We start from the raw sequence: 12,833 nt of genomic DNA on the forward strand, positions 1-12,833 counted from the left end.
GCGGAAAACGGGCACGGCGCCCCGGCCTCTGTCAGAACTCGCGACAGTAGCTTACGCGCGAAATCAAGGGAGACGCTGCCATGAAAACCCATGTGAAGGCCCTGGTGGTCGGAGGCGGCGCGGTCGGGTGCGGCATCGCCCTGCATCTGGCCCGCGCGGGCTGGGACACGATGCTGGTCGAACGCGACGAACTGACCTCGGGCTCGACCTGGCACGCGGCGGGCCTTCTGCCCTTGTTCAACATGAGCTATGCGACCAGCCACATCCACGACTATTCGGTCAAGCTTTACGCCGGGCTCGAGGCGGAGATCGTCAAATCCTACATGGACAGCTTCAACGACACGCTGCGGCAACCTGCGCATGGCGCAGACCCAGGACCGGATGGACGAATTCATGCTCTATTCCTCGACGGCCGAGACGATCGGCGTCGAGCATGAATTCCTGACCCCCGCCCAGATCAAGGAACGCTGGCCGCTGGTCAACATCGACGGGCTGAAAGGCGCGCTGTTCCACCCGACCGACGGCTATATCAACCCCGCCGACGTGACCCAGGCCATGGCCAAGGGCGCGCGCATGGCCGGCGCCACCATCGAGCGCAAGATCCAGGTCAACGGCTACAAGTGGACCGGCGACGAATGGATCGTCACCTGCGACCGCATGGTGGAACGCGGCGGCAACCTCGTCCCCGCCGGCGAGCCCTTCGAGATCCGGGCCGAACATGTGGTGACCGCGACGGGCAACCACGCGCAGCGCACCGCCCGCCTCTTGGGCATCAAGATCCCCGCCATCCCGGTCGAGCACCAGTACATCGTGACCGAGCCGGACCCCGCCCTGGCCGCCTGGCGCGCCGCCGGCAACCCCGAACACCCCGTTCTGCGCGACGCCGACGCCAAATGGTATGTGCGCGAGGAACGCGGCGGCTGGATCCTCGGCCCCTATGAGGACGGCGCCCCCGCCCGCTTCCCCTACGAGGTGCCCGAAGGCTTCCGCGCCGACCTCTTCCCGCTCGACCTCGAGCGGATCGAGGAAGAATACATGTCCATGATCCACCGCATTCCCAGCTCGGAAACCGTGGGGCTCAAGGACGATTTCAACGGCCCGATCTGCTACACCCCCGACGGCAACCCGCTGGTCGGCCCGGCGCCCGGCCTGCGCAACATGTGGCTGGCCGAGGGCTTTTCGTTCGGCATCACCGCCGCCGGCGGCGTCGGCCACTACCTCGCCCAGATGATGACCGCAGGAGAGGCCGAGATCGACATGGCCAGCCTCGATCCGCGCCGCTACGGGTCCTGGATGACCACCGAATACGGGGTGAAAAAGAACGAGGAATGCTATTCCCACGTCTTCATCCTGCACCACCCCGACGAGGAACGCGAATCCGCCCGCCCGCTGCGCACCGCCCCCGCCTATGACCGCCAGATCGCGGCCGGCGCGCAGATGGGCCAGGTGAACGGCTGGGAACGCCCGAACTATTACGCGCCGCAGGGCTTCGACGACCACGCCGCGCGCAGCTTCCGCCGCGGCGGCTGGTGGCAATACGCCAGGGACGAGGCCCAGGCGATCCGCCAGACCGCCGGGTTGATCGACGCCTCGGCCTTCACCAAGCACCGCGTGTCCGGCCCCGGCGCGACCGCCTTCCTTGGGCTGGCAATGACCGGCAGACGCTGCCCAAGGTCGGCCGCATCAACTGACCTATGCGCTGACCCCCACCGGCACCACCCGCACCGAATACACCATCGTGCGCCTGGATCAGGACGACTATTACCTGATCTCGGCCGGGGCCTGGACCGATTACGACGCCGACTACCTGCGCAAGACGGCCGAGGACAAGCAGGCCGACTTCGGCCAGGTCATCATCCAGGACATCACCACGCAATGGGGCGTCTTCGCCCTGGCCGGCCCGAACAGCCGCAAGATCCTCAATGAGATCGTGCGCGACGCCGACCCCGCGACCGTGCTGGGCAACAAGCGTTTCCCCTGGCTTTCGATGCGCAACATCGAACTCGGCATGTGCCCGGTCCGCGCCATCCGCGTGGCCTATACCGGGGAACTCGGCTGGGAACTGCACCACCCGATCGAATTCGGCCGCTATCTCTGGGACCAGCTGGTTGCGGCGGGCGAAAAGCACGGGATGAAGCTGGTCGGCGCGCGGGCCCAGAACTGGCTGCGGCAGGAAAAATCCTATCGTGCCTTCGGGACCGAGCTTGGCCGCGACGCGACGCCGCTGGAAGCCGGGCTCGACCGTTTCGTGGACCTCGACAAGGACTTCAACGGCAAGCAGGCGATGCTGGACACGGGCATCCGCAGCAAATGCGTGACCCTGCTGATCGACGGCCCGTCCGACGCCGACCCCTGGGGCCGCGAGGCGCTTTACACCGAGGACGGCGCCACGAAAATCGGCCGCCTGACCTCGGGCGGCTGGTCGGCGGCCTTCGGCAAGTCCATCGGCATGGGCTACGTCCGCCCCGACCTGACCGGACCCGGCACCAAGCTGAAGGTCCGCATGCAGCGCGAGCTGTGGGATGCCGTCGTGACCGAGGACAGCCCCTACGACCCCGAAAACAAGGTGATCCGCGTGGACGGGTGATGCTGTTTGCAGATGACGAAAAGGCCCGCCGTGATGGCGGGCCTTTTTTATGGCAGGACCGGCCTGCTACAGCAGGAAATCCGCCCCGACCAGGCTGTGGCTGCCGTGCAGCGCCACCGAGACGCCCGGCCCATGCCACCCGGCAATCCGGCCGCGCGCCATGGCGGGGGCGCCACCAGGCCGGGATAAAATGCTGACAATGCCGCCGATTCCATGGTCGCGCGACCGGACGCCTGCGCCTACCACAGGGACACCGAACCAGATAACGAGAAAGCCGGGACTGGTGACGCAATTCATCACCTTTGTGCACTTGCCCGCCTCGAACCAGAGGTTCTCGTCCGCCCAGAGATGCAGCTTGCGATAGACCCCCAGTACCCCGTCCGGTCCAATGACGACCGCGCTGTTATAAAGCCGGTCCCCCTCGCGCTCGGCAATTCCACCCACCAGGAACAGCTTTCTGCGGGCGGCGACATCGGCCGCGAGGCACCAGGCTGGAGGCCGCTGGACCGTGACCAGGACCCCCGGCAGGCCACGGCCACCCTGATGACGGCGGAACCTGTTCGACAACGGCCGCTAGCACCGACGCGGCCCTGCTGCTCGGCGCGCGCGAACTCCTTTGCCGATGCCCGGTTCGTAACGGGCTACCAGTGCACGCCGACCAAGGCCCGGAGGCGCGGCATAGGCAGCTGATCCACATCCTGCCGCACCTTCTGTTTCCCGACACGTTCGAGCGGATCAGTTCCGAGGGCGACAAACGCCTGATCCTCGCCGGCTTCGGAGACACGACGGAGAAGGAGATCAAGAAGTGGAGCACTGTCGAGATCGACCGTGCCTGCTCGACCCGCCGTGCCATTTCCAAGGCACACCACCAGTGCACGACCCGTGTACGCCCAGTGTACGCCAGTCACACCCGCTTTTCGTGCCGATTCAGTGACTTGCCGGCCCCGTTGCATCCCCCCGGCGCACGCAGCTGCCGCGCCTAGCGCAACGCCCCCAGCCGCCGCTCCAGATCGTCCTTCAGCGCCACCCGCTCCTCGGGCGACAGAAAGGCGCCCAGTTCGACCTCGCGCCGGCCGTCGGTCAGGACCAGATAGTCCTCGACCGGGCCGTTCGGGCGCAGCGCCACCCGCACCCAATAGGGGTTCGTGCGCCACAGCCGGTCCGCCCGGCCCAGGTCGCTGCGGCGCAGGTCCAGGCTGTCGCGCGACAGGGTCATCACCTCGCGGGGGCCGCCATAGCTGTGCCGGATCGCCAGCCACAGCCCCCACACCGCCAGCGCCGCAAAGGGCAGCAGGCCCCACAGCACCACGGTCCCCAGCAGGGCGACCAGCGGCAGGGCCAGCCCTGCGGCCGTCAGCCCGATGACCCAGGCAAAGCCCCGCGCGGGCAGCGACCGATGCGGCCAGACCTCAAGACGGAAAACGGCCCCGGATTGCTCCGGGGCCGCGTCATGCCATTGATAAGGCATCGCCTAATGGGCGTGGCTGCGGTCCCAGTCCTCGCGCTTGGGCAGTTGCTCGAACGTGTGCTCGGGCGGGGGCGAGGGCAGGGTCCATTCCAGGGTGTCGGCGTGCTCGTTCCAGTAGTTCGGCACGTTCACCCGCTTGCCGGCAAAGAGCGTGTAGAACACGATGCCGATGAACAGCAGGAAGGACGCGAACGAGATATAGGCGCCGATGGACGAGATGTTGTTCCAGTAGGCGAACTCGACCGGATAGTCGATATAGCGCCGCGGCATGCCCTGGCGGCCCAGGAAATGCTGCGGGAAGAAGATCATGTTCGAGCCGATGAACATCATCCAGAAATGCAGCTTGCCGGCCCATTCCGGGTATTGCCGGCCCGACATCTTGCCGATCCAGTAATAGACCCCGGCGAAGATGCCGAAGACGGCGCCCAGCGACATCACGTAGTGGAAGTGGGCGACGACGTAGTAGGTGTCGTGATAGACCCGGTCCAGAGGCGCCTGGCTCAGCACCACGCCGGTCACGCCGCCCACGGTGAACAGGAACAGGAAGCCGAAGGCCCAGAGCATCGGCGTCTTGAACTCGATCGAGCCGCCCCACATGGTCGCGATCCACGAGAACACCTTGATGCCGGTCGGCACGGCGATGGTCATCGTCGCCAGCATGAAATAGGCCTGCTGCGTCAAGGACATGCCGGCCGTGTACATGTGGTGGGCCCAGACCACGAAGCCCAGGATGCCGATCGCCGCCATGGCCAGGACCATCGGCAGGTAGCCGAAGATCGGCTTGCGGGCAAAGGTCGAGATGACGTGGCTGATGACGCCGAAGCCCGGCAGGATGATGATATAGACCTCGGGGTGGCCGAAGATCCAGAGGAGGTGCTGATACAGCACCGGATCGCCGCCACCGGTCGGGTTGAAGAAGTTGGTGCCGAAGTAGCGGTCCATCGCAGCATGGTGATCGCGCCCGCCAGCACCGGCAGCGACAGCAGGATCAGCCAGGCGGTGATGAAGACCGACCAGGCGAACAGCGGCACCTTGAACAGCGTCATGCCCGGCGCGCGCATGTTCAGGAAGGTGGTGATGATGTTGATCGCGCCCAGGATCGAGGACGCGCCCGAGACGTGGACGGCGAAGATCGCCAGGTCCATCGAATAGCCACCCTCGGTCGTCGACAGCGGCGGATACAGCACCCAGCCCACGCCCGAACCGGGCTGGTCCGACCCACCCGGCGCCAGGAGCGAGGCGATCCCCAGCGCGACACCGCAGACATACATCCAGTAGGAAAGGTTGTTCAGCCGCGGGAAGGCCATGTCCGGCGCGCCGATGTGCAGTGGCATGAAATAGTTGCCGAAACCGCCGAACAGCGCCGGGATGACGACGAAGAACATCATCAGCACGCCGTGATAGGTGATCATCACGTTCCACAGATGCCCGTTCGGGGTGCATTCCGCAGAGGCGTCCGCGATGAAGCGCGCGCCTTCAAGGCACATGTACTGCACGCCCGGGTGCTGCAGTTCCATCCGCATGTAGACGGTGAAGCAGACCGAGATCAGGCCGACGACGCCGGCCGTGAACAGGTAAAGGATCCCGATATCCTTGTGGTTGGTGGACATGAACCAGCGGGTGAAAAATCCCCGGGTATCATGATGGTCGCCGTGGCCATGTGCGGCTGCGTCTGCCATGCTGAACTCCCTAAACATGCGGCTGGCCGGCCTGGGGCCGACGGACTCGGATCAAGTTCTAGAACACAATGCCGCGACCGGCAATCATCCGAAGGCAGGCTCGGCCTCGCCTGCGGCGGCCCGGGCCTTCTGCCACGGCGGCTGTTGCCCGCATGCGACAGCCGGGCGCGGGCGGGCCGCCGGGGCGGGGGCGCGGGATGCGCCCCCCGGATCAGTTCGCGGCCGGCGCCTCGGCCGGTGCGGCGGCAGGTTCGGCCGCGGCCCCGCCGGCATCGGGCGAGTGTTGGGCCAGGAAGGCCACGACATCGGCCTGACCCTTGGCCATCTTGAAGGTCATCTTGGTTTTCAGGGACTTGTCGCCGACCTTTGCCTCGACATACTTGTTCGGGTCGGCGATGTACTGGGCTAGGTCGTCCTCGGTCCAGATCTCGCCCGCCTCGCCCAGCTTGATCAGCGCGTCGGAATACTTGAAGCCTTCATAGGTGCCTGCCTTGCGGCCGACGACGCCGTAAAGGTTCGGGCCGGTCTTGCCGCCCTTGACCACGTCGGTTCCGTCCGGGGCCTGGATCATGTGGCAGGCCTTGCACTTGCGGAACTCTTTCTCGCCGTTGGCGGCGTCCTGCGCCATGGCCGGCAGCGCAAGCGTCGTCGCGGTCAATGCGGCGATGATGTTGATTTTCATGACTTGTCCTCTGGGTCGTTTCCTGTCGCGGATGGGACCTCTCCCCTCCCTGAAGACATGGGCTAGCATGGGGCAGGCGGCGCGCCTACCGTCAAAAGGTCGCATGTTCGGCAAGACTGTCTGCAATTCTGCGCGAACAAGGCTGCGGCCCTGTGCCAGGACAAGGCGGAACATCCGTATCGCATCGGAGTCTGGCGCGACGGGCAGGCCCACGGAAGCTTTTGATGCCGTCGCCCTAGATCCGCAGGGACGATGCCGGCGTAATGCGCAAGGTCGGGTTCGACATTGATGGAAATGCCGTGAAAGCTGACCCATTTGCGCAGCTTGACGCCGATGGCGGCGATCTTGTCCTCGCGCATCGTGCCGTCGGGCAGGGGGGGCTTGTCGGGCCGGGCGATCCAGACGCCGACGCGGCCTTCCCGGATCTCGCCCCGGAGGTTGAACTCGGCCAGGGTGTCGATGACCCAGTGTTCCAGCGCCTGGACGAAGGCGCGGATGTCGCGGCCGCGCCGGTTCAGGTCCAGCATGACATAGACGACGCGCTGGCCCGGCCCGTGATAGGTGTATTGCCCGCCGCGCCCGGTCTCATGGACCGGGAAGCGGGCCTGCAGCAGGTCGGCGGCCTTGGCCGAGGTTCCGGCGGTGTAAAGCGGCGGATGTTCGACCAGCCAGACCAGTTCGTCCGCCTCGCCCGCGGCGATGGCGGCGGCGCGCGCCTCCATGAAGGCGGCGGCGGGGGCGTATTCGGTCAGGCCGGGCGCGGTGATCCATTCGGTCATGGCCGCCAGATAGTCGGCTGCACGCGGGGCCGCAAGGGTGGTGCCGGCGGCGCTGTCGTGGTGGGGGCTGTCTGCCCCCACGCCCCCGAGGGTATTTCGGCAACAAGGAAGCCCGTGATGATGAATCGCGCGCATCATCATTGTGCGGATGATGAATTTCCCTAAATGCCTATCTGCCTATATAGGTATCTGCTTAACTAATCCGGATGCCGCCATGACCTTGCCCAGATCGCCCGCCTTCGACGCCATACTTGCCGCCGCGCACGAACGGATCCTGATCCTTGACGGGGCGATGGGCACGCAGATCCAGGGGCTGGGGCTGACCGAGCCGGATTTTCTGGGCCAGGGTTCGGGCGTGCCGCTGGCGTTTCCCACCAACCATCCCCAGCAGGGCAACAACGACCTGCTGATCCTGACCCAGCCCGAGGCGATCGAGGCGATCCATTACCGCTATGCCAAGGCCGGCGCCGACATCGTCGAGACGAACACGTTTTCCTCGACCACCATCGCCCAGGCGGATTACGGGATGGAGGCGGCGGTCCATGACCTGAACGTGCAGGGCGCGCGGCTGGTGCGCCGGGCGCTGGACCGGGCCACGGCCGAGGACGGGCGCCCCCGCTGGGTCGCGGGCGCGGTGGGGCCGACGAACCGCACGGCCTCGATCAGCCCGGACGTGAACAACCCCGGCTATCGTGCCGTCACCTTCGACGACCTGCGCGTCGCCTATGCCCAGCAGATCCGCGGGCTGGTCGAGGGCGGGGCCGACCTGATCCTGATCGAGACGATCTTCGACACGCTGAACGCCAAGGCCGCGATCTTTGCCTGCGAGGAGGTGTTTGCCGAACACGGCCTGCGCCTGCCGGTGATGATTTCCGGCACGATCACCGACCTGTCGGGCCGCACCCTGTCGGGGCAGACGCCGACCGCCTTCTGGTATTCGCTGCGCCATGCCCAGCCGCTGACCATCGGCCTGAACTGCGCCCTGGGGGCCGAGGCGATGCGCCCGCACCTGGCCGAGTTGTCGGGCGTGGCCGATACGCTGATCTGCGCCTATCCCAACGCGGGCCTGCCGAACGAGATGGGCCAGTACGACGAATCGCCCGAGGACATGGCCGCCCAGGTCGCCGAATTCGCGCGCGAGGGGCTGGTGAACGTGGTGGGCGGCTGCTGCGGCTCGACCCCCGACCACATTGCCGCCATCGCCCGCGCCGTTGAGGGGCTGGCGCCGCGCGCGGTCCCAGAGATCGAGCCGCGGCTGCGCCTGTCGGGGCTGGAGCCCTTCACCAAGACCGATGACATTCCCTTCATGAACGTGGGCGAGCGCACGAACGTCACCGGATCCGCGAAATTCCGCAAGCTGATCACCAACGGCGACTATGCGACCGCCTTGGACATCGCGCGCGACCAGGTGGAAAACGGCGCCCAGATCATCGACGTCAACATGGACGAGGGGCTGATCGATTCGAAGCAGGCGATGATCGACTATCTGAACCTGATCGCGGCCGAGCCCGACATCGCGCGGGTGCCGGTGATGATCGACAGCTCCAAGTGGGAGGTGATCGAGGCCGGGCTGAAATGCGTCCAGGGCAAGGCCATCGTGAACTCGATCAGCCTGAAGGAGGGCGAGGAGGCCTTCCTGCACTACGCCGACCTCTGCCGCCGCTATGGCGCCGCCGTGGTGGTCATGGCCTTTGACGAGACCGGCCAGGCCGACACCGAGAACCGCAAGGTGGAGATCTGCGCCCGGGCCTATGACATCCTGGTGGGTCGCGTGGGCTTCCCGCCCGAGGACATCATCTTTGACCCGAACATCTTTGCCGTGGCGACCGGGATCGAGGAGCATGACAACTATGGCCTCGACTTCATCAACGCGACGCGGCGGATCGTGCAGCAGCTGCCGCATGTGCATGTCTCGGGCGGGGTGTCGAACCTGAGCTTCAGCTTCCGCGGCAACGAGCCGGTGCGCGAGGCGATGCATGCGGTGTTCCTGTACCACGCGATTCAGGCCGGCATGGACATGGGCATCGTCAACGCGGGCCAGCTGGCGGTCTATGACCAGATCGAGCCCAGCCTGCGCGAGGCCTGCGAGGACGTGGTGCTGAACCGCAAGCCCAAGGCCGGCGGCACGGCGACCGAGAACATGCTGGAGATCGCCGAGCGCTTTCGTGGCGAGGGCGGCGCGAAGGCCCGCGAAAAGGACCTGACCTGGCGCGAATGGCCGGTCGGCAAGCGGCTGGAACATGCGCTGGTCAACGGCATCACCGAGTACATCGACGTGGACACCGAAGAGGCGCGGCTGGCGGCCGAACGTCCGCTGCATGTCATCGAAGGTCCCCTGATGGCCGGGATGAACGTCGTGGGCGACCTGTTCGGTTCGGGCAAGATGTTCCTGCCGCAGGTGGTGAAATCGGCCCGGGTGATGAAGCAGGCCGTGGCGCATCTGCTGCCCTATATGGAGGCCGAGAAGGCCGGTGGCGGTTCCAGCGCAGGCAAGGTGCTGATGGCGACGGTCAAGGGCGACGTCCACGACATCGGCAAGAACATCGTCGGCGTCGTGCTGGCCTGCAACAATTACGAGATCATCGACCTGGGCGTGATGGTGCCGGCGACCAAGATCCTGGAAACCGCCAAGGCCGAAAAGGTGGACATCATCGGGCTTTCCGGCCTGATCACCCCCTCGCTGGACGAGATGGTGCATGTGGCGGCCGAGATGGAGCGCGAGGGCTTCGACATTCCGCTGCTGATCGGCGGGGCGACGACCAGCCGCGTGCATACCGCCGTGAAGATCCATCCGAAATATGCCAGGGGGCAGGCGGTCTATGTCACCGACGCCAGCCGCGCGGTGGGCGTGGTGGGCAGCCTGCTCTCGGGGCAGAAGAACGCCTATGTGGACACGATCCGCAGCGAATACCTGGATGTGGCCAACAAGCACGCCCGGGCCGAGGCGGACAAGAAGCGCCTGCCGCTGGCCTCGGCCCGCGACAATGCGGTGCGGATCGACTGGACGGGGTTCCAGGCCAAGACGCCGGAATTCCTGGGTGCGCGGGTCATCGACGACTTCGACCTGGCTCAGATCGCGCGCTATATCGACTGGACGCCCTTCTTTCAGACATGGGAGCTGAAGGGCGTTTATCCCCGCATCCTTGACGACGCGAAGCAGGGCGAGGTGGCGCGCCAGCTGTTCGCGGATGCCCAGGCCATGTTGAAGCGCATCATCGACGAGGGGTGGTTCAAGCCGCGCGCCGTGATCGGCTTCTGGCCGGCGAACCGGGTCGGCGACGACATCCGCCTGTTCACCGACGAAGGCCGTGCGCAGGAACTCGCGACGCTTCACACCCTGCGCCAGCAGGTCTCCAAGCGCGACGGCCGCCCGAACGTGGCGCTGGCCGATTTCGTCGCGCCCGAGGGGCTGCGCGATTACGTCGGCGGCTTCGTGGTGACGACCGGGGCCGAGGAACAGGCCATCGCCGACCGCTACAAGGCGGCGCATGACGATTTCTCGGCCATCCTGGTGCAGGCGCTTGCCGACCGTTTCGCCGAGGCGCTGGCCGAGATGATGCACGAGCGGGTGCGCAAGACATACTGGGGCTATTCCGACGAGGATTTCGCCCCCGAGGCGCTGATCGCCGAGCCCTACAAGGGCATCCGCCCGGCGCCGGGCTATCCGGCCCAGCCCGACCACACGGAAAAGGCCACGCTGTTCCGGCTGCTGGATGCGACGGCGGCGACCGGGGTGGAACTGACCGAGTCGATGGCGATGTGGCCCGGTGCCTCGGTCTCGGGGCTTTATATCGGCCATCCCGAGGCCTATTACTTCGGCGTCGCCAGGACGGACACGACCAGGTGCTGGACTATGCCGCGCGCAAGGGCATGACCCTGGCCGAGGCCGAGCGCTGGCTGGCCCCGATCCTGAACTATACCCCGCAAGGGGCGGTCGCGGCCGAGTGAAAATCGCGCCGGAAAAAACACCGGGCGGGGTTGAAATGGGCCTTTTCATCCGCCCCGCAAGCGTCTAGAAGGCGCAAGCCTACGAAGATGCGGTCGTGGCGGAATTGGTAGACGCGCAGCGTTGAGGTCGCTGTTCCTTAACCGGAGTGAAAGTTCGAGTCTTTTCGACCGCACCATGAACAAAAAGCCGTTCGATCTCGATGAGATGGGCGGCTTTCGTTTTTTCCGGCCCTGACTTTTTCGATGATGACCCCGAAAAGCGGTGCCCCCGGTTTACGACAGTTCCATGGGATTCTTGCGACGGGCGCGGGGGACGGGCCGCCGGGTCCGGGCGGGGCGCGGCTTTGCCGGGCAGCTGCCGGTTTTCCGGGCGAGGCGCCCGGGCTTGCGTTTCAGGCGCGTTGCCGGGATGCGGTCTGGGTCTGCGGGCGCCCGATCCGGGGCTCTGCCCGGAATGGCGGCAGCGCCGGACCGCCTGCCCACCATCTGCACATGTCAGTTGCAATACCGGGCCGCCGCCGCATAACCTTGCCTTGCGGAAACAAGAACCACGGAAAACAGGGAGCCCCGCACTTGGCAAGCGCAGCCGGCAACGACGCCTTCGTCGTCTTCGACCATGTTCAGAAAAGCTATGATGGCCAGACCCTTGTGGTAAAGGATCTGAACCTTTCCATCGGCAAGGGCGAATTCCTGACCATGCTTGGCCCGTCGGGTTCGGGCAAGACCACCTGCCTGATGATGCTGGCGGGTTTCGAGACCGCCACGCATGGCGAGATTCGCCTGAACGGCCGCAACATCAACGACATGCCGCCCCACAAGCGGGGCATCGGCATGGTGTTCCAGAACTATGCCCTGTTCCCGCACATGACGGTGGGCGAGAACCTGGCCTTTCCGCTTGAGGTCCGCGGCATGGATTCGGCCGAACGCGCCACCCGGGTCGCGCGGGCGCTGGACATGGTGCAGATGTCCAAGTTCGCCAGCCGCCGCCCGGCCCAGCTTTCGGGCGGCCAGCAGCAGCGCATCGCCCTGGCCCGCGCGCTGGTCTTCGACCCCGAACTCGTGCTGATGGACGAACCGCTGGGGGCGCTCGACAAGCAGCTGCGCGAACACATGCAGTTCGAGATCAAGGCCCTGCACGACCGGCTGGGCATCACCGTGGTCTATGTCACCCACGACCAGGGCGAGGCGCTGACCATGTCGGACCGCATCGCCGTCTTCAACGACGGGCGCATCCAGCAGCTTGCGCCGCCGCCGGTGCTGTACGAACAGCCCGAAAACAGCTTCGTCGCCGGGTTCATCGGCGAAAACAACGCGCTGCGCGGCCGCATCGAACAGCTCGAGGGCAGCAAGGCGCTGGTCCGGCTGGGCAATGGCGACCTGATCGACGCCACCGCCGTCAACATCCGCGAAAAGGGGCAGGAAACCACCGTCTCGATCCGGCCCGAACGGATCGAGTTCAAGCCCGACCTGATGCCTCCCGGCGCCCATACCCTGCAGGCCGAGGTGCGCGACGTGGTCTATATGGGCGACATCCTGCGGGCGCGGCTGAAGGTCGCGGGCCAGGACGATTTCGTGATGAAATACCGCAACACGCTGGGCCAGACCAAGCTGGACCCCGGCCAGTCGATCCGCATCGGCTGGCACCCCGAGGACGCCCGGGCCCTGGACCCGGTCTGAGATTTCGACAGAA

At 66.1% G+C, this 12,833-nt stretch carries 5 protein-coding genes, 1 tRNA gene and 4 pseudogenes; 5 read left to right on the forward strand and 5 right to left on the reverse strand.

Annotated features, from left to right (window positions below; genetic code table 11):
• The first annotated feature begins 80 nt into the window (after positions 1–80).
• Positions 81–2,587 (forward strand): annotated as a pseudogene (locus DPM13_RS13795) (GcvT family protein).
• Positions 2,588–2,653: 66 nt separating this feature from the next.
• Here the strand turns inward: DPM13_RS13795 and DPM13_RS13800 are convergent.
• Positions 2,654–3,154 (reverse strand): nitrilase-related carbon-nitrogen hydrolase, encoded by a 501-nt coding sequence (locus DPM13_RS13800; protein ID WP_112888217.1) that lies wholly within the window; start codon positions 3,152–3,154, stop codon positions 2,654–2,656.
• An 80-nt stretch (positions 3,155–3,234) separates the two neighbouring features.
• Between DPM13_RS13800 and DPM13_RS13805 the strand changes: the two genes are divergently transcribed.
• Entirely contained in the window at positions 3,235–3,570 is a 336-nt protein-coding gene (locus DPM13_RS13805) for a hypothetical protein (RefSeq protein WP_112888218.1), read from the forward strand.
• On the opposite strand, the gene DPM13_RS13810 is transcribed toward DPM13_RS13805, so the two are convergent.
• The 4 genes and pseudogenes from DPM13_RS13810 to lipB all read right to left on the reverse strand — a co-directional run.
• Positions 3,567–4,055: a DUF2244 domain-containing protein gene (locus tag DPM13_RS13810; protein ID WP_112888219.1), complete on the reverse strand. Its 489-nt coding sequence runs from the start codon at positions 4,053–4,055 to the stop codon at positions 3,567–3,569. The two genes, DPM13_RS13805 and DPM13_RS13810, sit on opposite strands and share 4 nt — an antisense overlap.
• 3 nt (positions 4,056–4,058) lie before the next feature.
• A pseudogene (ctaD, locus tag DPM13_RS13815) lies at positions 4,059–5,734 on the reverse strand (cytochrome c oxidase subunit I).
• 211 nt (positions 5,735–5,945) lie between these two features.
• Entirely contained in the window at positions 5,946–6,416 is a 471-nt protein-coding gene (locus DPM13_RS13820; RefSeq protein WP_028718253.1) for a c-type cytochrome, read from the reverse strand.
• A 236-nt stretch (positions 6,417–6,652) separates the two neighbouring features.
• Positions 6,653–7,195, reverse strand: a pseudogene (gene lipB / locus DPM13_RS13825) (lipoyl(octanoyl) transferase LipB); the annotation flags it as partial.
• Positions 7,196–7,409: 214 nt separating this feature from the next.
• Between lipB and metH the strand changes: the two are divergent.
• From metH to DPM13_RS13840, 3 genes and pseudogenes are all read left to right on the forward strand, one after another.
• A pseudogene (gene metH, locus DPM13_RS13830) lies at positions 7,410–11,143 on the forward strand (methionine synthase).
• Between the two features lie 89 nt (positions 11,144–11,232).
• A tRNA-Leu gene (locus tag DPM13_RS13835) sits at positions 11,233–11,319 on the forward strand.
• Positions 11,320–11,716: 397 nt separating this feature from the next.
• Positions 11,717–12,820, forward strand: coding sequence for an ABC transporter ATP-binding protein (locus tag DPM13_RS13840; RefSeq protein ID WP_112888220.1), 1,104 nt, complete (start codon positions 11,717–11,719; stop codon positions 12,818–12,820).
• Positions 12,821–12,833 lie beyond the last annotated feature (13 nt).

The sequence above is a fragment of the Paracoccus mutanolyticus genome (genome assembly GCF_003285265.1).
Classification (GTDB): domain Bacteria; phylum Pseudomonadota; class Alphaproteobacteria; order Rhodobacterales; family Rhodobacteraceae; genus Paracoccus; species Paracoccus yeei.

What these genes read in the sequence shown, in the direction of transcription:
- DPM13_RS13820 (WP_028718253.1), bottom strand. Translation starts at nt 6,416, where the DNA reads ATGAAAATCAACATCATCGCCGCATTGACCGCGACGACGCTTGCGCTG.
- DPM13_RS13810 (WP_112888219.1), bottom strand. Translation starts at nt 4,055, where the DNA reads ATGCCTTATCAATGGCATGACGCGGCCCCGGAGCAATCCGGGGCCGTT.